This is a genomic window from Candidatus Nanopelagicus hibericus (assembly GCF_002288005.1).
GTDB lineage: Bacteria > Actinomycetota > Actinomycetes > Nanopelagicales > Nanopelagicaceae > Nanopelagicus > Nanopelagicus hibericus.
Map to the genome: position 1 here is coordinate 867,251 of NZ_CP016771.1, position 23,268 is coordinate 890,518.

Annotated in this window: 21 protein-coding genes and 2 tRNA genes; 3 read left to right on the plus strand and 20 right to left on the minus strand. The window is 43.1% G+C overall.

The window, feature by feature from the left end; all coding sequences use genetic code 11:
- The first annotated feature begins 22 nt into the window (after positions 1-22).
- A complete protein-coding gene (locus B1s21160_RS04495) occupies positions 23-1,183 on the plus strand; it encodes a serine hydrolase domain-containing protein (RefSeq protein WP_095672572.1) in 1,161 nt (386 codons plus the stop codon).
- On the opposite strand, the gene proB is transcribed toward B1s21160_RS04495, so the two are convergent.
- The 19 genes from proB to B1s21160_RS04590 all read right to left on the minus strand — a co-directional run bounded on the left by proB (position 1,180) and on the right by B1s21160_RS04590 (position 21,255).
- Positions 1,180-1,962, minus strand: coding sequence for a glutamate 5-kinase (proB, locus tag B1s21160_RS04500; protein WP_095672573.1), 783 nt, complete (start codon positions 1,960-1,962; stop codon positions 1,180-1,182). The two genes, B1s21160_RS04495 and proB, sit on opposite strands and share 4 nt — an antisense overlap.
- On the minus strand, positions 1,952-3,430 hold the full coding sequence (obgE, locus tag B1s21160_RS04505; RefSeq protein WP_095672574.1) for a GTPase ObgE: 1,479 nt from the start codon (positions 3,428-3,430) through the stop codon (positions 1,952-1,954). Before obgE ends, proB begins: the two co-directional genes overlap by 11 nt.
- An 83-nt stretch (positions 3,431-3,513) precedes the next feature.
- Entirely contained in the window at positions 3,514-3,768 is a 255-nt protein-coding gene (rpmA, locus tag B1s21160_RS04510) for a 50S ribosomal protein L27 (protein ID WP_095672575.1), read from the minus strand.
- Positions 3,769-3,794: 26 nt separating this feature from the next.
- Entirely contained in the window at positions 3,795-4,103 is a 309-nt protein-coding gene (gene rplU / locus B1s21160_RS04515; protein WP_095672576.1) for a 50S ribosomal protein L21, read from the minus strand.
- A gap of 98 nt (positions 4,104-4,201) precedes the next feature.
- On the minus strand, positions 4,202-6,298 hold the full coding sequence (locus B1s21160_RS04520; protein ID WP_095672577.1) for an Rne/Rng family ribonuclease: 2,097 nt from the start codon (positions 6,296-6,298) through the stop codon (positions 4,202-4,204).
- Positions 6,299-6,518: 220 nt separating this feature from the next.
- Complete coding sequence (gene rodA, locus B1s21160_RS04525; protein WP_041888121.1) at positions 6,519-7,664, minus strand: rod shape-determining protein RodA; 1,146 nt, start codon at positions 7,662-7,664, stop codon at positions 6,519-6,521.
- Entirely contained in the window at positions 7,661-9,781 is a 2,121-nt protein-coding gene (gene mrdA, locus B1s21160_RS04530) for a penicillin-binding protein 2 (protein WP_095672578.1), read from the minus strand. The genes rodA and mrdA overlap by 4 nt, the downstream gene beginning before the upstream one ends.
- Entirely contained in the window at positions 9,778-10,299 is a 522-nt protein-coding gene (locus B1s21160_RS04535; RefSeq protein ID WP_095672579.1) for a rod shape-determining protein MreD, read from the minus strand. The genes mrdA and B1s21160_RS04535 overlap by 4 nt, the downstream gene beginning before the upstream one ends.
- A 6-nt stretch (positions 10,300-10,305) precedes the next feature.
- Positions 10,306-11,214 (minus strand): rod shape-determining protein MreC, encoded by a 909-nt coding sequence (gene mreC / locus B1s21160_RS04540; RefSeq protein ID WP_095672580.1) that lies wholly within the window; start codon positions 11,212-11,214, stop codon positions 10,306-10,308.
- 23 nt (positions 11,215-11,237) lie between these two features.
- On the minus strand, positions 11,238-12,278 hold the full coding sequence (locus tag B1s21160_RS04545) for a rod shape-determining protein (protein ID WP_041888129.1): 1,041 nt from the start codon (positions 12,276-12,278) through the stop codon (positions 11,238-11,240).
- A gap of 37 nt (positions 12,279-12,315) precedes the next feature.
- On the minus strand, positions 12,316-12,735 hold the full coding sequence (gene ndk / locus B1s21160_RS04550; RefSeq protein ID WP_041888131.1) for a nucleoside-diphosphate kinase: 420 nt from the start codon (positions 12,733-12,735) through the stop codon (positions 12,316-12,318).
- 36 nt (positions 12,736-12,771) lie between these two features.
- Positions 12,772-13,119 (minus strand): DUF4233 domain-containing protein, encoded by a 348-nt coding sequence (locus B1s21160_RS04555; protein ID WP_095672581.1) that lies wholly within the window; start codon positions 13,117-13,119, stop codon positions 12,772-12,774.
- Positions 13,120-14,469, minus strand: coding sequence for a bifunctional folylpolyglutamate synthase/dihydrofolate synthase (locus tag B1s21160_RS04560; protein WP_095672582.1), 1,350 nt, complete (start codon positions 14,467-14,469; stop codon positions 13,120-13,122). It abuts the gene before it with no gap.
- Positions 14,469-17,066 (minus strand): valine--tRNA ligase, encoded by a 2,598-nt coding sequence (locus B1s21160_RS04565; protein WP_095672583.1) that lies wholly within the window; start codon positions 17,064-17,066, stop codon positions 14,469-14,471. The genes B1s21160_RS04560 and B1s21160_RS04565 overlap by 1 nt, the downstream gene beginning before the upstream one ends.
- An 11-nt stretch (positions 17,067-17,077) precedes the next feature.
- Positions 17,078-18,379, minus strand: a complete 1,302-nt coding sequence (gene clpX, locus B1s21160_RS04570) for an ATP-dependent Clp protease ATP-binding subunit ClpX (protein ID WP_095672584.1) — start codon at positions 18,377-18,379, stop codon at positions 17,078-17,080.
- 105 nt (positions 18,380-18,484) lie between these two features.
- A complete protein-coding gene (locus B1s21160_RS04575; protein ID WP_095672585.1) occupies positions 18,485-19,123 on the minus strand; it encodes an ATP-dependent Clp protease proteolytic subunit in 639 nt (212 codons plus the stop codon).
- Positions 19,120-19,737 (minus strand): ATP-dependent Clp protease proteolytic subunit, encoded by a 618-nt coding sequence (locus tag B1s21160_RS04580; protein WP_095672586.1) that lies wholly within the window; start codon positions 19,735-19,737, stop codon positions 19,120-19,122. Before B1s21160_RS04580 ends, B1s21160_RS04575 begins: the two co-directional genes overlap by 4 nt.
- A gap of 107 nt (positions 19,738-19,844) precedes the next feature.
- Complete coding sequence (gene tig / locus B1s21160_RS04585; protein ID WP_095672587.1) at positions 19,845-21,140, minus strand: trigger factor; 1,296 nt, start codon at positions 21,138-21,140, stop codon at positions 19,845-19,847.
- A 39-nt stretch (positions 21,141-21,179) separates the two neighbouring features.
- Positions 21,180-21,255, minus strand: a tRNA-Pro gene (locus B1s21160_RS04590).
- A gap of 117 nt (positions 21,256-21,372) precedes the next feature.
- Between B1s21160_RS04590 and B1s21160_RS04595 the strand changes: the two genes are divergently transcribed.
- Positions 21,373-21,446, plus strand: a tRNA-Gly gene (locus B1s21160_RS04595).
- A gap of 4 nt (positions 21,447-21,450) precedes the next feature.
- Here B1s21160_RS04595 and B1s21160_RS06495 read toward each other — a convergent pair.
- The gene (locus B1s21160_RS06495) at positions 21,451-22,392 is read right to left on the minus strand and encodes a collagen-like protein (RefSeq protein ID WP_150120963.1); all 942 of its coding nucleotides are present in this window, start codon (positions 22,390-22,392) and stop codon (positions 21,451-21,453) included.
- A 281-nt stretch (positions 22,393-22,673) separates the two neighbouring features.
- On the opposite strand from B1s21160_RS06495, the gene B1s21160_RS04605 reads away from it, so the two are divergent.
- Positions 22,674-23,183 carry a hypothetical protein gene (locus B1s21160_RS04605; RefSeq protein WP_095672589.1) on the plus strand — a complete coding sequence of 170 codons (510 nt, stop codon included), beginning with the start codon at positions 22,674-22,676 and terminating at the stop codon, positions 23,181-23,183.
- Positions 23,184-23,268: the final 85 nt, after the last annotated feature.

A 23,268-nucleotide genomic window follows, 5' to 3' on the forward strand; every position in this document is an offset into this window, starting at 1 on the left:
TACGGTGAAATATAGTAAGCAGATGATGCGGCTATTTCGGATCCTGCGTAACACAGTTGTTTCAATCGCCATTTTATACGTGGCTCTTTTTATCTTTACCCGAGTAATCCACTACCCCGAGCCAATTGCGACTATAAAATTAGGATTAGCGCCGGCATCAAAAACTCCCACTTTAATGCCTTGGCATGTAATTGATCCTTCAAAAAATCCCATCACACTGCCGGTGGCTTCCGAAAAAATGCCAGCAGAGCTTATGTATCAGGGCACCTCGCTACCCTTCAATGAGTTTCTCAAAAAAACAGATACAAATGCATTTCTGGTGATCAGAAATGGTGTGATGACATATGAGTGGTATAAAGATGGTGTAACGCAAAGTAGTCAATTGCCTTCATACTCGGTAGCAAAAACTATGACCTCAATAATGATTGGCCAACTAATTAATCAAGGCAAGATTAAAGAGAGTGATAAATTTGTTGATTTCTTTCCCGATTTAAAAGCCGGCAGTAGCTTTGATTTAATAACAATAAAGGATCTGCTTAATATGAAAGCTGGTGTGGGAGTAAGTGATAATTACCCATCAGGTCCTTCTGGCTGGGGAGTTGCAATTGCGCAGATGTATGCCACAACAGATTTAGATCGGTTCTTAAAGAACAATCGCAAAATGGCATTTGAACCTGGCAGTAAAGCTGAGTACCGAAGTGTAGACACACAGATGCTTGGCATGATTATCAAAAAAGTGACTGGAAAAAGAGTTGCTGATTACTTTAGTAAAAATGTTTGGCAAGTTGCAGGCGCTAAGTACCCCGCCACTTGGAATGTTGATCGGGTGGGGGGTACAGAGAAAACCTTTTGTTGCTTTAATGCCTCCGCAATAGATTATGGTCGAATTGGCATGCTCTTCTTAAATGGTGGTTACGCTGGTCCAAATAAAATAATTGATAAAAACTGGCTAAATAGAATGTCAACTCCTGTAACAACCCTAGATCACAACTGGGGATACGGCGCGCAAACTTGGCACCCATACCCAAATACAATTATGGCAGAGGGACTTCACGGTCAATTTATATTTGTAAATCCGGCCACCAGAACTGTAATTGTAAAGTTAAGTGATAACCCCACTGATTCAAATCACGAAGAAGATACTGTATCTATACTTCTTAAAATATCTAACCTAAAAAACTAATTAGGGTAAAAGTAAGTACCAACTTCACCACCAGCTAAAGCAGATGGTAGATCAGATAAGCTAGTAAGCAACATACCAATTCCGGCTTTAGTTACCACCTTAGCTGCTTCAATTTTTGTAATCATGCCGCCGCTACCCACTCCTGCAGCACCAGCGCCACCAAGTGTCTTGATATCAATCTTTGAAATATCAGATACGCGGTGAATTTGTTTAGCACTAGCATCTTTTGGATTAGCATCATACAAACCATCAATATCGGTAATAAGAATAAGTAAATCTGCTGTGATCAATGTTGTTACTAGCGCTGCTAGGCCATCATTATCGCCATACCTAATCTCATCGGTGCCAACCGTGTCATTTTCATTAATAATAGGGACAACACCTAGTTTTAATAAGGAGTTCAGCACGCCCTTAATATTTTCAACATGTCCTTGACGCTTTATATCCTCTATCGTGATTAAAACCTGTGAGGTAGTTATTTTAAATCTATTAAAGGACTCGGTATATCTGGCCATCAGCAACCCTTGACCAACTGAGGCAGCTGCTTGTTGGGTGATGAGATCTGAAGGGCGAGAGGACAAACCAAGTGGAGATAAACCTGCTGCAATAGCACCGGATGAAACCACAATTACTTCTTTATTTTCTTTTCTTAATTTTGCAACTACATCAACTAAATTATCAATTGCTTTTGGATCTAGGTTGGCACCGGCGTTGCCAGTAAGAGTTGATGAACCAACTTTTATTACAACTCGGTTGCAACTGCTTAAATCAACGGACATCTTCATCCACCCGAGGGTTTCTTGGATTTGCCACGTTGTACTCCCATTGCATTTCAATCTCATCATCACTTAATTGATCAATATCATCCTCTAATAAATCCATCCGCCACGGAGTTGAAAGACGAAGATCCTCTCCTCTTGGGCCACCAGCTAGTAATTCAGCACCGGCTTCAATACTTGGCTCCCAATCAAAAATAACTGCTTCATCCCCTGAACCAATCCTCACTTCATCCCCTGATTTAGCACCCTGCTTAAATAACTCTTTCTCAATACCGTAGGAGGCAAGTCGATCTGCTAAGTAACCAATCGCTTCAGCATTTGCAAACTCTGTTTGCTTAACCCATCGCTCGGGTTTATCACCAGTGATATTGAATGTGCCATCCTTATTTGCAATAACTTCAAAGCCAGCATCATCAACTGCAATAGGTCTGAGCACAATTCTGGCAACCTGAGCCTCTTTTTGCACTTTGCGAACTTTTTGAATTATCTGTGCCATGGCATAAATTAATTCTTGGACACCTTCGCGGGAGGCAGCAGATACTTGAAATACTAGAAAACCACGATCCTCTAATGTTTTTTGCACCATATCTGCCATTGCTTTACCATCTGGAAGATCTATTTTATTTAACGCAATAATTCTTGGCCGATCTGCTAAGCCACCGTACTCTTTTAATTCCTCTTCAATAACATCAAAATCTTTTACTGGATCTCGATCAGTTTCAAGAGTTGCACAATCCAATACATGAACCAGAGCTGCACATCGCTCGACATGGCGCAAAAACTCATGTCCTAAACCTTTGCCTTGGCTGGCACCTGGAATTAAGCCGGGTACATCTGCCGCTGTAAACCTAGTATCACCAGCTTGTACAACACCAAGGTTTGGCACCAAGGTAGTAAATGGATAATCAGCAATTTTTGGCCTAGCAGCTGAGATTGCCGCAATTAAAGAGGATTTACCTGCACTTGGATAACCAACTAATCCAATATCAGCAACGCTTTTTAACTCTAAAAATAATGTCCGACCTTCACCTGGTTCACCAAGGAGTGCGAAACCTGGCGCTCTGCGTTTTGAGTTAGCTAGACCAGCATTTCCCAATCCACCCTTGCCACCTTGTGCTGCCATGAATCTGGTACCAAAACCAACTAAATCTGCGATGGTATTTCCATTTACATCCTTAACCACTGTGCCATTTGGAACCGATAAAATTAAGTCTTGTCCTTCAGGGCCATTACAAAAATCACCAGCACCCTTTTTACCATCAGTTGATTTACGATGTGGTGAGTGATGAAAATCCAATAATGTAGTCACATCAGGATCAACAACTAAAACTATGTCGCCACCGCGTCCACCATTGCCGCCATCTGGGCCACCTAATGGTTTAAATTTTTCACGGTGGACTGAAACACAGCCATCTCCACCTTTACCAGCGCTAGCATGCAAAGTAACACGGTCAACAAAAGTTGCCATGTTAACTCCTCCCTTGCTAGCTATTTAGATCAAATAAAAATGGGCCCGCAGATAGCGGACCCATAATTAAATATCCGCTGGGTTTAAGAAACCGGAACGATGTTTACTACACGACGACCGCGAGCGCGACCGAATTCAACTGATCCACCTTCTAGTGCAAATAATGTGTCATCTTTTCCAATTCCAACATTTTTTCCCGGGTGGAAGTAGGTTCCGCGTTGGCGAACCAAGATCTCCCCGCCCTTAACTACCTGACCAGCAAATCGCTTGATGCCAAGGTACTGCGCATTTGAGTCGCGACCATTTCTGGTTGAGGAGACACCCTTTTTACTTGCCATCTGCTTTCACCCGCCTTAAGTAGTAGTTACTTGTTAATTCCAGTTATTTTTACACGCGTTAATTTTGCACGAAATCCCTGACGGCGACGATATCCAGTTTTGCTCTTGTATCGTAAAATCGCAATCTTTGGTCCTTTTTGTTCTGCCAGTACCTCACCCGTTACTTTAATGCCAGCAAGAACCTTTGGGTCAGCTGTTACATCTGCGCCATCAACTAGTAGGACCGCTGGAAAAGTTACCTTTGATCCAACTGCCGCATCAAGACGATCAACTACAAGAGTCTCACCAACTGAAACCTTCTCTTGCCGTCCGCCTGCTTTAACAATCGCGTACACCTTGTACTCCTTCTAGTTATTAACCAAGATTGAATAATTCAAATCTGGCTAGGTAGATAAGGGTAGAGATTGATCTACCCTTGGTCAAATTCACTTGATTAGTTGGTTGAAATTACCCCAGTACTGACTGCTCTACGCCCCTTACGGCGGCCAGATGTAGCTGGTGGTTGTTCAACTGGTTCATCAACTTGATTTGAATTTAAGTTTTGATCGGTATCTATATCATCACCAGTTGAGCCATCAGCTGAATCTGTTTCCTCATCTGAATCATCATCTTGTGAGGCTTTATTACTCTTTGAAAATCGTTGATCCATATCTTTTTCAAGTGCAACCTTTTTAACTGGCTCACTGTGAATATGAATTCCTCTACCGCCACAACTTTCACAAGTTGTTGAGAAAGCTTCAATTAATCCTTGACCAACACGCTTACGAGTCATTTGAACCAAGCCAAGTGAGGTTACTTCAGCCACCTGATGCTTAGTGCGATCTCTGCCTAAGCACTCAACTAATCTGCGGAGAACTAACTCTCGATTTGATTCCAAAGTCATATCAATAAAGTCAATTACGATAATTCCGCCCATATCCCGCAGTCGTAGTTGGCGGGCAATCTCCTCCGCTGCTTCTAAATTATTTTTCGTAACAGTCTCTTCAAGGTTTCCACCCTTACCAATGAATTTACCGGTGTTGATATCAATTACGATCATCGCTTCAGTGCGATCAATTACCAGCGAACCACCAGATGGCAGATAGACCTTACGATCAAAGGCTTTTGCTAACTGCTCCTCCACCCGATTTTCGGCAAATAGATCTCTTGGGCCTGGCCACTTTTCAATCTTGCTTGCCAATTCAGGTGCGATATGGCCAATATAATTTTGAATATCATCCCAAGCTTGATCACCTTGAACTAGCATTTTGTTAAAATCTTCATTAAAGATATCGCGAATAACTCGCACAGTTAGATCTGGCTCACTATATAAAAGTGATGGTGCAGTGGTGGCAGAGTTCTTTGCCTGCTTATCAATCTCCTGCCACTGATCTTTTAGCCTGCTTACATCCGCCTCTAACTCAGTTTCACTTGCTCCTTCAGCAGCGGTTCTAATAATTACCCCAGCTTGCTCCGGGATTAGATTCTTTAAAATAGATTTCAAACGATTGCGTTCATTATCTGGCAATCTGCGAGAAATCCCACTCATGCCACCACCAGGAACATAAACCAGGTATCGACCAGGAAGAGATATTTGACTTGTTAATCGAGCACCTTTTTGTCCGATTGGATCCTTAGTTACTTGTACCAATACAGATTGACCACTCTTTAACACATGTTCAATTTTGCGTGGTGCGGTATCAGATAAGCCATGCGCATCCCAATTCACTTCACCGGCGTATAAAACTGCATTTCTGCCCTTGCCGATATCAACGAAGGCTGCCTCCATAGATGGCAAAACATTTTGTACCTTACCCAAATAGATATTTCCGACATAGGAGATATTGCTATTTCGGTTTACATAATGTTCAACCATTACCTCATCTTCAATAATTGCAATCTGAGTACGATCTGCAATTTGCCTGACCAACATAGATCTATCAACTGCTTCTCTACGTGCTAGGAACTCAGATTCAGTAATTACCGTTCCGCGTTTTCGCGCAAATGATCCACGCTCCCTGCGATCGGGTCTATCTCCACGTTCAAAACGTGGACGATCTTTGCGATTAAAACCTCTACCTTCACTTCTTGGTTCGCGAACTCGAACCGGTCGCACCTTAACTACAGTAAGTACGCCATCCTCTTCAATAGTTTCACCAGGTGTTACACCTTCACCACGTGCCCTGCGACGTCTGCGGCGCTTATGTGTAGTTGTTGAGCTCTCCTCATTTTCATCAGAGCTCTGCCCTTCATTAACCTCATCACCTTGCTCACTTTCAGTGAGCTCTTTGCCGTTACGACGTCTGCCTCTTCCGCCACGACGGCGTCTGCGACGAAACTCCTCTTTTTCACTCTCGTCACCTTTAGCTTGTTGCTCAACATCTGCTGGCTCAGTTTTAACTGGCTTTACAGCCTTTGGTGACTTACTTACTGGGGCTGCCTGAAATAGTGGAACTGGAATAGCAGCAGATTTTTTACTTACCTTTTTACTTTCACCCTCTGCCTCTTTTTTGGCAGCGCGTTTACGTGGTGCTTTAGGCTCATCGGCCATATAAATCAAATCCTTTTCAAAAAATAACTACTGCAGTTTTGCAGTATCTCTTACAATACTTTTTTAATTCACCTGGTTAATTAATTTAACTTAACTAACTTAACTTACTAAAAAATATCGACGTGATCGCGGCGTTGGATATTTATCCTCGCGCTGATTTCCGTGTCATAAGTATCGCAGATACTCAAGCAATCAGCCAACTTTGGCTAATTTAAGCGTGTTATCGGCTGCGGGCATGAACATTTAGCAGCAGACCAATACCAATTAAATTGGCAAACATCGAAGATCCCCCATAGGACAAAAAGGGTAGTGGCACACCAGTCATCGGCATTAGCCCCATAGTCATACCAATATTCTCAAAGGTTTGAAAGGCAAACCAAGCTATAACCCCAATACAAACTAATCGACCAAACAGATCACTGCTGCGGCGGCAAATTGAAAATGCCCTAATAAATACCAGTAAATAAAGGAGTAAAATGATTGAGCAGCCAAGGAATCCAATCTCCTCTCCAGCTACCGTAAAAATAAAGTCAGTTTGTTGTTCAGGCACAAACCGCCCATTAGTTTGTGGCCCATTAAATAAGCCTTTTCCAAGTAAGCCACCTGAGCCAATTGTAATTCTAGATTGGCGCAATTGATATCCAGTTGCTTGTGGATCAGAGGATGGATCAACAAATGATTCCAACCGAGCAACTTGATACTCACTTACCGCACCTGTTTGAATTGCAGTTACCACACCGACCACCCCTAGCAAAAGTAAGCCCACTATCCATCGCACTTGCGCGCCAGAGGCGCCAATCATGGCAACAACCGCTGCGCTAATAATTAAAACTGTTCCAAGATCTGGCTGGGCAACTATCAATAAAATAGGAATTGCTGCAACTAGAAGTGCCTTAAGGACATCTGGTGTAGTTGGATCTTTATCGACTTGATCTCTATCGGCCAAAATCATCGATATGCCAACAATTATTGCAATCTTTGCTAGCTCAGCTGGTTGTAATTGAAATCCACCAGGCAATGCAATCCATGCTTGCGCGTTATTGACCTCTAAACCAATTCCAGGAATTAAGACAAGAATTAAACCAATTACTGCAGCTCCCCAAATTACTGGCGTATAAGCACGAAGCAGACGATAGTCAACCAAAGTAGTGCCATAGGCAAGAAGTGCACCGATTACAATATTTATAATGTGACGCTTTAAGTAGTATTCAGGATCTAATCCAGCAGACCTAAACCACTCTCTCGTTCCGGCGTAGACCAACAATGTGCCGATAGCCAATAGACCAGTTACTGCAAATACCAATAACTTATCAAATTTTCCAAGTGAGCTTCTTGCCGCTGAGCGATACTTTAGATTTGAACTCACTTTAACTTCACCCCGCCCACTTTAACCCCAGTTAAATCTACTTTTTTTGCTACCTGTTTGAGATCTACCTTAGCAATGGTACTTGGCACACCAGTTGGGAATATCACTTTTTCTGAATCAATTTTATTTCCGTTAACGCCAAATAATGTTGCATAAATATCTCTAACGCCGATACCAGAGGTTGATGCACCAAATCCGCCTTGGCTCACCATCATCACTACCGCATACTGTGGATCATTTGTTGGCCCATAAGATGCAAACCATGAAGTGTCATCCTTGGCACTACCATTTGGATTTTTTCCAAAAACCTGCGCAGTTCCAGTCTTACCACTTACGGCAACTGGAAAACCAGAGAAAACTCCAGCAGCTGTTCCCCGGGTTACTACCATCCGTAAACTTTTATGCAGGAAATCCCAAGTACTTTGGGCAATATTTATATTGTCAGCAACCACTGGCTTAAAATCCTTAATAACTTTGCCATCCACATCAACAATTGCCCTAGCAACTTGTGGTTGGTAATAAGTGCCATTGTTAGCAATAGCTGCATATATCTGCGCTAGGCGAAGTGGGGTTACTAAAGTATCGCCCTGACCAATTGAGAAGTTAACTGCATCTCCAGCTCGTACCTTGTTGCCATCTATACAATTTTCTCGAGCAATCTCAATTAGATATGCAGTTAGATCGGCCTTTTTGGCTCGTTGCTTATAGTTGCAGTAAAAATCTTTATTTTGTTCATACCAATTCTGCTTCCACTGCCGATTTGGCAACCTGCCCTTTAATTCACTGGGTAGATCTATGCCAGTTAATTGCCCAACACCAAAGCTTTTTGCGGCGTTGAAGAAATGATCATTTGCAGTTGGTTTTGGTTTCAGACCGCCATCTCTTACCCATTCATCATATGCAATCTGATACCAAAGTGAGTCACAGGAGATTGCGATCCCGAGGTCCAGTGGAATTCGACCAGCGGCGATGCTGTCAAAGTTTTTAAAGGTTCGATTGCCAATCTCAACTGTTGCTGGGCAGTTATAACTTGCATTTAGTGGATAACCAGCAGCAGCGGCAGCAACTACTGAAACTGATTTAAAGGTTGAAGCTGGTGCAAATAATCCTTGTAGCGGGCGCGAGAGTGCCGGCACGCCTTTAGCCTCACTAAATAAATCCTCTGCTTGTTTAACAGTTAATCCCTTTTGCCAAATACTTGGGTCATATGTTGGATATGAGGCCATTGCCAGTACACGGCCAGTTTTTATCTCCAAGACAACTGCTGCGCCAGAATCTCCACGATAGCCAGAAGCTCTTGCCCGCTTAACAGCTGCCTCTAAAGCTTTCTCTACCCCAGACTGCAATTTTGCATCAATATTTGTAATTAAATGATTCCCAGCAACCGCTTGAATATTTTTATCTTCTTTTGTCACAACCTCTTTACGATTTACTAAGAATGTTCTAACCCCTGGCACACCACGTAAGAATTGGTTGTACTCAATCTCCAGCCCTGACTTGCCCACCACCTCATTGCGGTAGTAATTAACCTCTGGATTTTTTAAATCCTCATCTGTCACCTGCCCAACATAACCAAGCACATGCGCCACATTTTCACCAACGAGTGAGGGATAACTTCTGATTGGTACAGATGAGACCTCAACACCTGGATAAAAGTCTGAATTTTCCATGATCTCAAGTGCATCATCTTGGGAGGCACCACCAACTAGTGGAATTGGCTGATATCTAGTGCCATTCCAACAACCAGCACGGTTATTTTTTGGTAATTCACCGCATAATCTAGTTCGTTGATAAACATCGGAGTACTGTAAATTAAATAAATTTGCAACCCTAGACAGTATCAAAACCCCCTTGTCCGTTTGCTTATCAATAACTATTCGATTTATTGATATAACTAAACCAGGCAGGTCAACCACCATAGGTGTGCCATTAATATCAGTAATCGCACCTCTGATTGCTGGCGTTACTACATCCCTACTTTGAATGCTGATAGCTGCATCCTGATACTTATCACTCTCTAGAACTTGCAAATAAAACAATCGGCCAAATAAAGCAAATAGCAGTGAAAAAACTAAAGTTTGAAAAACAATCAGGTTAACCCTAGCGCGAAGGCTCATATCCGCTCTCGATTACTCATTAACATTTTTCTTACTCTTATTATTAGTGGTAAAAATAGTGGTGTAATTAATATGGTCCACAAAGAGTTGGCAAAAATTAACGAGAGATTATGCAAGAGGCCACCATTATTGGCTCCGAGCATTACACCAAATACCAAATACATTGAAAGTGAAAGCGCAGTAGCAAAACTTACGAAAAGTAGAAATAAAAATGGGCTATCAAGGAAATCGCCAATACTCTCCCTGTTAATTGAATAGAGGTAGCCGATTATGGTTAGTACTAATGCCCACTGACCCAAAGGAGAGTCTGCAGAGGGTGAAAAATCTAGAATCACGCCGCCAATAAAGCCGAAAACTAAAGATCCACTCCTATCCTCTAACGCCAGCACCACCATTAAAGCTGCTAGGTATAGTGAAAAGCCATTTATAGGAAAGTTGATTCGAGCAATAGCTAACTCCTGAATCATAAAAATCACAAATAAAAATAAGGAGGTATTAATAACTCTTAACCGACTCATATCTAATTACTTACTTGGCGAAGGTGTTGGGGTCACCAGAACTGTCACTGTAGGCAAAGGTTTTGGGATCAAAGCATCTCTGGGGTCACTCTTTGGTGGTGCTACAACCACCGCCACCACACTTACTCGATCATTGTTCACAAAACCAATCACATCGGCATTTTGAGTAATTGCCGAAGCATTACTTTGCACCTTAGTTACCTCCCCTACTGGTACACCAGGCACATATGGCCGGCCGTTCTCACTGCCTCGTGCAACTAAATTATCACCAACTTTTATTTCACCAGTTGCATCTAGTAGCTGTAGCAAGTAAGTATCGCCACCTTGTCCAGAAATTACCCCGATGCTTTGAGTACCAGCAATTCTGACACCAATTTTAAATGACGGATCACTCATCAACAAAACTATTGCATTGTTGCTCGTTACTGATTTAACAACTCCAACTAATCCACCATCAGCAATTACCGTCATATTTTTTGCCACTCCATCACTACTACCAACATCAATAGTTATGGTTTGCTTAAATGTCGCTGCCGAACCCCGATTTACTACCTTCGCTGCCACAACCTTATATCCACCGCGGCCTGCTAAATCTAAAAGATTTTTCAATTGGCTAACTTGCGCCACTAAATCCTCATCCAATACCTCTTTAGATTTTAAAAGATCAACCTCTTTAGTTAAATCATTTATCTTCTTTTTTGATTGATTGAAATTACGTAAATCTGAGGTGAAATTACCAATCGGTGAAAAAATTCTTGCGGCTAAACTTTCCAACGGTGAAAATGCGGTAGCCACAACTGACCGAACACTGGTAGCCAAATTAACTCCGCGCAGATCTAGCGTGATTAGAAATAGCGCTGAGACTAGTAATAGGACTAGTAGCAGACGCGAACGATTACCGCCGCCTCTAGCCACAAATGAACTCCCTTACAAATTAATTATCGTCGTGGTTCGGAGATCAAAACCTTCTCCAAGGCTTCAAACTCTTCAATACATTTACCAGATCCTTCCGCAACAGCTTGTAATGGCCGTTCCGATACATGAATTGGCATCCCAGTTTCGTGGCGCAATCTCTCATCAAGACCGCGTAGTAATGCTCCGCCACCAGTTAAAACTATGCCCCGATCCATAAGATCACTGGCCAACTCAGGTGGGGTCTTATCTAACGTATTTTTAATGGCATTAACAATTGCTGCTACTGGCTCCTCGATCGCCTTTCGAATATCGGCGGAGGTGACCAGAATAATTTTTGGTAATCCAGTTGCAAGATCTCGACCTCGAATTTCAGCATCTGGCTCACCAGGCATTGGAAATGCTGAGCCAATCGCCATCTTTATCTCTTCAGCTGTGCGCTCTCCGAGCAATAATGAGTACTCGCGTTTAACCCAGTTAATAATGGATTGATCCAACTCATCGCCACCAACCCGAATTGATAATGCGGCAACAATTCCACCTAGTGAAATAACTGCAACCTCTGTAGTTCCACCGCCAATATCCACCACCATATTTCCAGTTGGCTCATGAATCGGCAGATCTGCACCAATCGCTGCTGCCATTGGCTCTTCAATAATGTAAACCTTGCGAGCACCTGCGGCATAACCGGCATCTTTTACCGCACGTTGTTCCACGCCAGTTATTCCTGATGGCACACAAACCACAATTCTTGGTTTGGCAAGATAGCGACGCTTGTGAACTTTTTGAATAAAGTACTTAAGCATTCGCTCAGTAGTATCAAAATCAGCAATCACACCATCTTTAAGAGGTCTAATCGCCACAATATTTCCAGGAGTTCTGCCAATCATTCGCTTAGCTTCAAGTCCAACCGCCAAAATCGCACCAGTATCTTGATTGACCGCCACTACAGATGGTTCATTAAGCACAATTCCACGGCCGCGCACATACACCAATGTGTTAGCTGTTCCTAGATCAACCGCCATATCACGGCCAATCCAAGACATCCGATTTGATCCCTTAGCCATCGCTGCCTCTTCCTGTTATCTGCTGGTAGTAAATTAGTTAATTACCGAAAAAAATCTTTATCTCACGAGCTGCCGACTCTACAGAGTCTGAGCCGTGCACAATATTTTGCACTACCTTTGTTCCCATATCTCTTGCTAAGTCTCCTCTTATTGTTCCTGCTTCAGCCACAGTTGGATCAGTGGCCCCTGCCATCTTTCTAAACCCTTCAATTACTCGCTCCCCTTGTGCCACCATCGCCACAATCGGACCCGATGTCATGAACTCAAGTAATGGCTCATAAAATGCTTTGCCTTCATGCTCGGCATAATGCTTGGCAAGAAGCGTGCGGTCTGCAGTTAACATTTTTAAGTTGGTAACTTTATAACCTTTGTTTTCAATGCGAGCGATAACTTCGCCAACCAAACCACGCTTTACGCCATCTGGTTTAACCAAAATTAAAGTTTGCTCTGAACTCACTTACTTATTCTACGCACCTTTGGCTGAGGCTGAAAATTATGGCCGTTTCTGCGGATCCCCCTGCTGTTTTTCGATAAGGCTCGCCTTTATTGCCTCACCCCTGCGACCAAGTGCAATAGCTGTGATCCATAAAAGTGCGAATAAGCCACCCATGTAATACATGTGCCAAATGACTAATCCATAACTGATCATGAAAATCTGCAAAATACTTCCCAGCAGATACCCACCTTTGCGCTTTAGCAGACCTGCAGATAACAAAAGTGCGATCGCAAGACCTGCTCCCGACCAAAGCTGGGCATTACTGGCGGAATCTTTTGCAATCAAAAGCGCAAATCCCATCAGCAATGACTCCATAGTCAGTACCGCAGCCGCCATTACTCTCATTTATTTCACCCTCGCCAATCCCTTTACTATCGATCTTGCCATGCCCGCAGTCGCCACCGAACCGGTGATTACCACCGCCCCGACCCCTTCATTAACCTGATTAAAAAGTGCCACCTTTTCAATTGCATAAGTTATCGCAGAATTCATATCACCGATGATTTCAATCTGCTCCTCCTTGAAGAATTCACTGGCCATCTTAGCCAGCAGGTTTGGCTTCATCACTCTTGATGAATCATTTTCAGTAATAACTAGGTAATCCAAAACGGCTGAGAGATTTTTTAGAATCCCAGCCACATCTTTGTCAGCTAGTACTGAAATCACGCCAACTACTAGCTCAAAATCAAACTCAGTATTTATGGTGGTAGCAATAGCGCCAGCACCATGGGGATTATGGGCGGCATCAATAATTACAGTGGGATCTTTATAAACAATCTCACACCTACCAGGAGATGACACCTTGCTAAATGCATCCTGGACTAACTCAGTATCTAGTTTTACACCTGCAAATACCTCAACTGCAGCAAGTGCAACTGCAGCATTATTTCCTTGGTGATCACCGTAAAGTGGCAGAAATATTTCATCATAATCACCTTGTACTCCTTGTATGGAGATTAATTGTCCACCGACAGCTAATGCCCGATTTTTCAGGGCAAACTCAACACCTTGCCTAAAGGGTTGCGCAGATACTTTCGCAACCTGCGCCAGCAATACCTTTGCCACCTGAGCACTTTGTGCAGCAAGGACAACATTGGATTCTGGTTTAAAAATGCCTGCTTTGGTTTGTGCAATCTCCTCTAAGGTATTTCCTAAATACTCCATATGGTCAAAGCCAATCGGTGTCATAACTGATACCGCAGATGAGATCACATTTGTGGCATCCCACTGCCCACCCATGCCAGCCTCAATTACTGAAATATCAACTGGGTGCTCGGCAAATGCGACAAACGCCATCGCAGTTAGCGCTTCAAAGTAAGAGATTGGATGAGGCTGGCGAGAGTCAATCAAATCTAAATATAAATGAATATCTTCATAGGTTTTTATCATTTCTACCTCGCTAATTGATCCTCCCTTAATACTTATTCGTTCAGTAAAGGATTCAAGATGTGGTGAGGTATAGCGACCAACACGGTAACCAAGATTTGCCAGTAATTGATCAACCATTCGGGCGGTACTGGTTTTGCCATTAGTACCAGCGATATGAATTGTGGGATAGGTAAGGTGAGGTGATCCAAGAGCATCGACCAAAGCCAAAATCCGATCCAAAGTTGGCTCAATCTTATTTTCTGGCCAACGTGTATTTAACGCAGCCTCTATCTCATTTAGTTTTACTAGGTTTTCTTTATCCTTCATTACTTAGGGAGTTTTTCCAGCAATTGCGTAAGCCGAGTGATATCTGCATTAGTTTGGGCAAGTCGAGCCCTGATCTCACCAACCACCTCAATCGGAGCTTTTGCCATGAACCCTTCATTCTCTAACTTAACCTTGGCGGTATCACGATCTTTTTTAGCCGTTTGTAAATCTTTACTTAACCGAGCACGCTCTGCCACTAAATCAATCGCACCGGTTAGATCAAACTCAATTACCACCTCTGCTACCTGAGTTTTAGCGGTAAAAGTACCTTGATCAGATTCACACTTAGTCACACTTCTAATTGCAGCTTCGTAGGGGGCTAATCCCACCTTTGATAATCCCGAAAACTTTGCTGCAACCTTGGCAGTAGTTTTAATTCCCTGATCATTTCTAAACTTTCTTATCTCAGTAACTATCTCTTGAATTAGGTTAACTATCTTCACCGCTTCGTGATCTTGGCCGGCTAAATTTGATTTTGGCCATTGAGTAATCATTAACGACTCAGCCCCAGTTAATGAACACCAAAGCTCCTCAGTAATAAATGGCATCACCGGGTGCATTAAACGAAGTAATTGATCTAATACCTCCCCTAATACCCGTTTGCTGTTTTCGGCTTCAGCGCCACCCGTTATAAAGGTGGATTTAGATAGCTCTAAATACCAATCACATAAATCATCCCAGGTGAAGTGATAAATAAGATCACAGGCTTTTGCAAACTCAAATTTTTCAAATAATTCATCAACCTCAGCGATACTCTGATCTAACCTAGTTAATATCCAATTATCAATCGCATTTAATTGTGAAGCCTTTGGCAATGGACCTGCAACACTGGCGCCATTTAGCAATGCAAATCGAGTGGCGTTCCATAATTTGGTCGCAAAATTTCTTGACCCAGCCACCCAATCTTCAGCTAAGGCTTGATCAGTTCCTGGATTAGCGCCTCGTGCCAAGGTAAAGCGCAGCGCATCAGATCCATACTTATCCATAAATTCAATTGGATCGATGGTATTTCCCCGGCTTTTGCTCATTTTTTTACCAAATTGATCACGCACTAGTCCGTGTAAAACAATTACATCAAAGGGTTGCTTGCCATCCATTGCAAACAATCCCATGATCATCATTCTGGCAACCCAAAAAAACAAGATGTCATACCCAGTTACCAGCACTGAAGTGGGATAAAACTTTTTTAAATCTTCGGTTTCATTTGGCCAACCTAAGGTTGAAAATGGCCATAAGGCAGATGAGAACCAGGTGTCTAAAACATCTGGATCTTGGGTGTATCCGGCAGGTGGTTTTTCATCTGGCCCACAAACTATTACTTCATCATTTGGTCCATAAAAAACTGGGATTCTATGTCCCCACCAAAGTTGGCGAGAGATACACCAATCGTGCATGTTATCTACCCACTCAAAATATCTGGCAGACATCTGCTCTGGTTCAATTTTAACTCTGCCATCTCGAACAGCATCTCCTGCTGCCTTTGCTAACGGTGCTACTTTGACAAACCATTGTTTCGAAAGTCTTGGTTCAATAGTGGTATCACAGCGTTGGCAATGTCCAACTGCATGAATGTATGGCTTCTTTTCTGCCACCACTCGGCCAAGTTTTCTCAACTCCTCCACCACCGCTTTGCGGGCAACAAATCTATCCATGCCATCAAATTTTGTACCGGTTCCTGCCATAACGCCATGCTCATTCATAATGATTACCAACTCAACGCCATGGCGCATGCCCATCTCAAAATCATTTGGATCATGAGCTGCTGTCACCTTAACTGCGCCAGTTCCAAAATCTGGGTCAACTAACTCATCGGCAATAATTGGAATCATTCGATCTACTAGTGGCAACAAAACTTTTTTGCCAACTAAGTGCTTATAACGCTCATCATTTGGATTAACCGCAACCGCGCCATCTCCTAGCATGGTCTCTGCCCGAGTAGTGGCAACTGTGATATTTAAACTGTCATCACCATATTTGATAGAGACAAACTCTCCAGAATCATCTTTATGTTCGACCTCAATATCAGAGATAGCGGTTAAACACCTTGGACACCAATTAATAATCCTCTCCGCCCGATAAATCAAACCTTGGTCATATAACTTTTTGAATATAGTCAAAACCGCTTTACTTAGATTTGCATCCATAGTGAAGGCTTCGCGGTCCCAATCAACTGAATCACCAAGGCGTTTCATTTGATCTAAAATTGCCCCACCTGATTCATTTTTCCACTGCCAAATTTTTTCAATAAATGCATCTCGACCTAAGTCATGCCGAGTTTTTCCCACCTCAGCTAACTGTTTTTCCACCACATTTTGGGTTGCGATTCCAGCATGGTCCATGCCTGGCAGCCAAAGTGCTTCAAAGCCCTTCATCCGCTTCATGCGAATGAGTAAATCTTGAATTGTGTGATCTAGCGCGTGACCAATATGTAAAGAGCCGGTGACATTTGGTGGTGGAATAACAATGGTAAATGGCTGCTTCTTAGATTTTGCATCCGCTTTAAAATAGCCACGCTTCTGCCACTTTTGATAGAGCGATGCTTCGATTTCTGCAGGTGAGAAGGTGGCAGCTAACTCTTTCTTATTTTTACCACTCATAAGGGTTGATCTTATGCGCTTTTTTCTTCAGCACTCTTTTCACCCTTAACCGCCCGCTTTGGCCCACCCGCAGGACGCGGTACATAAGTTGGTGCTTCCTCTTTTCGTACAACCGCTGGGGTGATAATTACCTTGCCAACATCTTTTCGACTTGGCACCTCATACATCACCGACAATAAGGTTTCCTCCATTATTGCCCGTAAACCTCTTGCCCCAGTACCACGCTTGATCGCTAAATCAGAGACCACCTGTAGTGCTTCATTACTAAACTCCAACTCAACCTCATCTAGATCAAATAATTTTTGGTACTGCTTCACCAATGCATTTTTTGGCTCGGTAAGGATCTGCATCAAGGCGTTTTGATCCAAACTCTCAACGCTAGTCATGATTGGAAGTCGCCCAATAAACTCGGGAATCATGCCAAACTTAAGTAGATCCTCCGGCATAACATCTCCAAAAATATCAGTCTTGACGGCATCATCAATAGTTTGAAGCTTGGCATTAAATCCAACACCAGCTTTTCCTTTGCGGCTTTCAATAATTTTCTCTAGTCCAGCAAATGCACCCCCTACAATAAATAAAATATTTGTAGTATCAATTTGTAGAAACTCTTGATGCGGATGCTTGCGCCCACCTTGTGGTGGCACCGATGCAGTGGTTCCCTCTAGGATTTTGAGCAGCGCCTGCTGCACTCCTTCACCAGAGACATCTCTAGTAATCGATGGATTCTCAGCTTTCCTTGCCACCTTATCAATCTCATCAATATAGATAATTCCAGTCTCAGCTTTTTTCACATCAAAATCAGCTGCTTGAATCAACTTCAGTAATATGTTTTCAACATCCTCACCCACATAACCAGCCTCAGTTAGGGCGGTGGCATCTGCAATCGCAAATGGCACATTTAGCATTCTGGCTAAAGTTTGTGCTAATAAAGTTTTACCACAGCCAGTTGGTCCTAAAATTAAAATATTACTTTTAGATAATTCAATGGCATCTTCTCGTTTAGTATCCCCAGATTGCACCCGCTTGTAATGGTTATAAACTGCAACTGAAAGGGATTTCTTCGCTTGATCTTGCCCAATCACATACTGATCTAGGAATTCAAATATCTCCTGCGGCTTTGGTAGCTCTGCTAAACCAAGGGATGAGGTCTCATTTAATTCATCAATGATGATTTCATTACAAAGATCAATACACTCATCACAGATATATACGCCAGGTCCGGCAATTAATTTCTTAACCTGCTTTTGAGTTTTGCCACAAAAGGAGCACTTAAGTAAGTCACCGCTCTCACCAATTCTTGTTGTGCTCACGCTTGATTGCTCCAGTTCACTAGGGAAGAAGCTAAGCGTAGAAGCAGACGGTATTTACTCGCTACTTATTTCCCCGCAATTGTGTTCGCTTATAGGCGAAATTACTTATGACTTCGCTTTAGCCTTACGGGTAGCAAGCACCTGATCGATAAGTCCATACTCAACCGCTTCCGCTGAGGTTAAGATTTTATCTCGCTCAATATCTTTCGCAATATCCACTTGGCTCTTCTTCGAGTGACGTGCCAACATCTCCTCCAGCAAGGTGCGCATGCGCAAAATTTCTTTTGCTTGAATCTCAATATCAGATCCTTGCCCGCCGCCTTCAGAGTAAGGCTGATGAATCAAAATCCGCGCATGCTCTAATGCATATCGCTTTCCAGGAGCTCCACCAGCAAGTAGTACGGCAGCAGCTGATGCTGCTTGGCCTAAACAAATTGTCATTACATCAGGGCGAACAAATTGCATAGTGTCATAGATTGCAGTCAGTGCAGTAAATGAGCCACCAGGTGAGTTGATATAAATCATGATATCTCGATCTGGGTCCATTGACTCAAGTGTCAGTAATTGCGCCATCACATCATTGGCAACAGTGTCATCAATAGCTTGACCTAAGAAAATAATTCGCTCTTCAAATAATTTGGTATACGGATCTAATCTCTTGTATCCATAACTTGTGCGCTCTTCAATTGTTGGCAAAATGTAACGAGAGGTAATCTCATTTACCTTATTGATATCTGGCTTCATCGTGATGTACCTCCACTACCTGAGACCTGACCTGCTGATTTCACAACATGATCTACAAATCCATACTCTTTCGCCTCCGCTGCAGTAAACCAACGATCTCGATCAGAATCCTCGGTAATTGTCTCTGCTTTTTGGCCGGTATGAAATGAGATTAACTCCGCCATGCTCTTTTTAGTAAAACTCATCTGCTCTGCTTGAATCTTGATATCTGAAGCTGTGCCACCAATACCACCAGAGGGTTGGTGCATCATGATGCGAGCGTGTGGCAGTGCATATCTTTTCCCGGCAGTCCCGGCGCAAAGTAGGAATTGACCCATTGAAGCTGCCAGTCCCATCGCAACTGTTGCTACATCATTTTTGATGTATTGCATCGTGTCATAAATTGCCATTCCAGCTGAGATCGATCCACCAGGTGAGTTGATATAAAGATAGATATCTTTCTCTGGATCCTCAGCGGCAAGTAACAACATCTGTGCACAGATTGCATTTGCCATGGAATCTTCCACAACTGAACCAAGAAAAATAATTCGCTCTTTTAGTAAGCGCTGATAAACCTGATCATCAAGGCCACCAGCACCATTACTTGCTGCCCGTGGGGTAGTACTTAGCTCCACTTATATCTCCCTGCTAGATTGATTTAAAAAAATACTGTCATGACCTTAACAATCTTTTCCTTAAATTGCTTCCCTATTTACGCTCACTCGTTGTTCGCCCAAAGCGATTATTTCTCATTTGCCTTGAGACTTCCTTCACTCTTTGGCGCAAGTGCTTCTAGATCAACCTTATTTCCAGATTTATCAACAACATCTACTCGAGCTAATACCTGTGCCAACGCCTTCGCCCTAGCAACCTCGGCCACCATGGTGGTGACCTGGCCAGCCTGTGATACCTCTTTAATAAATTGATCAGGGCTCATTCCGTATCGAGCTGCTGCGCGCACTAAATACTCAGTTAATTCGCTCTCATTAACTGCAACTGATTCTGCCTTCACAATTGAATCTAATAAGAATTCGCGGGTGATGGTCTTCTTCACCTCTTCATTGACCTCAGCGCGATGCTTATCATCATCTAGTTTTCCCTCTTTTTCTAGATGATCATTAACCTCATCTTTGATAATCTCATCTGGCAGTGGAATTTCAACTGAAGAAAGCAGTTTTTCCATAAGCAAATCCCGGGCTTGAGCTCCTTGTTGCATCTGTTTTAATTTACTCAACCTGGTGGCTAAGTCTGCTTTTAGCTCTGCTAAGTTTTCAAACTCTGAAGCCAACTTAGCAAAGGCATCATCAACTGCTGGCAGCTCTCGCTGCTTCACCGCCTTCACACTCACCTTCACCGTGCCAAGCTCATCAGCTGGCATGCCAACTAATGCAGTGTCAAAACTTTTTTCATTGCCAACTGATAAACCAATTAATGCTTCATCTAAGCCATCGATCATGGAGGCAGATCCCACCTCATATGAGAGATCATTGGCGGTGCCACCATCTAGATCTTTTCCATCCTTAGTAGCTACTAAATCAATGCTGACAAAATCACCCTTTGCTACCACTTTTTCAACTGTGGTGAGGGTGCCAAAGCGAGTCCGTAAATCTTGAAGCTGCTCTTCAATATCAGCATCGCTAACCTGCACATCATCAACCTCAATTTTAATTTGTGAAAAATTTGGTAATTTAATCTCTGGTCTGATATCCACCTCGACTGTGAAGGTGAGCTTCTCATTATCTTTTAACTCAGTAATCTCCACATTTGGCCGACCAATTACCAATACATCATTATCTTTAGCAGCCTGGGAGTAAAAAGTTGGCAGCGCTGCATTTATTGCTTCATCTAATACCGCGCCTCGACCAACTCGCTGATCAATCATTGCAGCTGGCACTTTTCCTTTGCGAAAGCCAGGGATACTTATTTTTTCAGATAAGCTCTTATATGCCCCATCAATATGTGGCTTAAGCTCATTAAATGGCACATCAATAGAAAGTTTCACCCGAGTTGGCGAGAGTTTTTCAACATCACTCTTCAAGTAACTCTCCTTAATTATTTAAGTAAATACTTTTTTATTTGGTCGGGGCGGAGGGATTCGAACCCACGGTCTCCTGCTCCCAAAGCAGGCGCGCTAGCCACTACGCTACGCCCCGAAGGCTGAAAGTCTAGAGGGTGATTTTCCCTTCTCCTAACCGAAGTAATAAGGTATGACTGCTACGGCAAACCAAGATAAACTTGGCAACTGCAGTAGCAGATCACGCAACAAATTTGCGGGTGTAGCTCAATGGTAGAGTTCTAGCCTTCCAAGCTAGCTGTGCGGTTTCGATTACCGTCACCCGCTCCAATCTTTAGTTGATAGAACCGACTTCTTGCCCGACAAAATCACCTCCAAGTGTCAAAGTTGTATCTGCATTACCTGTAGACATTCCACAAGTCACAGTTGCAATCAAAGAAAAATTCGTAGCCACTGATGACGCATCAATAATTACTTTTGAATAGATCGAGAATTCGAGCTTAGAACTAGAAGTGCGATAACTCTGACCACGTGTAACTATGTATTTTGTCGTAATCGTAGGGCTACCGGTACTCGCAGCAAAAGCAATTTTCAATGGGTAAGTATCTATATCGTTATTTGTTGCAAAAATGAATACATCGACTATGTATTTTTTTCCTGCGAGTAGTGTGGCAAAACCGGTTGACGCTGACGTAGATCCCGAGTTTCCACTCAACACACTTGAGAATGTAACGACACCTACATAAGCACTTACTGAACCAGCAGTCCCCGTATCTCCCTTTGCACCAGTAGCTCCAGTAGCACCCGTTGCTCCTGCTGCTCCAGTATCACCTTTTGCTCCCGCACTTCCACTGCTAGAGCCAGTTGCACCTGTCGCACCAGTCGCTCCAGTTGCACCTGTCGCACCTGTGTCACCTTTTGGACCAGCAGGACCTGCTGCACCATTTGATCCTGCAGTGCCAGCAGTTGCATTTACAGTTGAGCCATTTTTTCCATCTACACCAGATGGACCAACAGCACCTGCTGGGCCTCTTAAAGATGTAGGAAGTGGCCATCGATTACTTTTCTTTGGGCCATAAAAGTTCATGGTGTTTAAGTCAATATAAAAATCACCATTGACCCCTACTTTGGTTGATGGCACTCCAGCACCACTGCGTATTGTGTTTGCAGCAGCTACCACCTCTCGGCCTGCGCCATTAGAAGTGGCGGGATTAATGAGTGTTATTAGTAATGCCAGAGTCAATACCTGGCCCACCCTTGAAACTTTTCTATTCATTATCACTCCTTGATACTTAATCGGTATCACCTGAGCGGTGATGCTCTAAACAAAGGGTGAGCCTGATTACGCAAAGTTAGAAGAGTGCCCGCCCTCAGGTAGTGCTAATTCACACTGAACTCTCAGAAAAATAGGTGGTAGCACTTTGGTAAAACCTTCTAATATTTGGCCATCGAGTAAAACTCTGACCTGACGCTCAGGTGGCGTAGATAACCACCACAGGAACATGGAGTTATCTACTCACATCAGGTGCAAAAAAGTACTTGAGGAAAAGAGGATAGATGAATAAGAAATTAGTCGCAGCAATTGCAGCAACTGCAATTGCACTAACTGTTTCCACAACTGCGGTGGCATCGGCAGATGATGGTAGAGGTAAAGATGGGATCTCATCCCTGCTCTCTGGCTTAGTAAGTAAGGGCACAATTACCCAATCCCAAGCAGATGCAATTATTAAAGCGGCAGCCGATGCTAGAGCTGCAGCCAAAGGTGTTATGGATAAAAATCGCGCTGCGATCGACAGCGTAGTCACCTCCACACTTGGAATTTCACTAGATACTCTAAAGAGCCGATTGCAGGCCGGTGAATCACTCGCCACAATCGCAGGTGATAAGAAGGCTGCATTAATTTCTGCAATATCTACTGAGATCAACAAACAGATTGATGCCGCCGTAACCGCCGGGAAATTAACCACTGAACAGGCAGCTGCTCAAAAGGCTAAGACAACTGAGCGGGTGACAAAGATGGTTGAACAAATTAAGTTTAAGGGCGGTAAGGGCAAACACCGCGCCTAAAAACTGATTCAAACCTTCCTTCCCTTAAGACACAAGAAACCCGGCTTAAACAAATAAGCCGGGTTCTTTTGTTTTCTGCCAAACT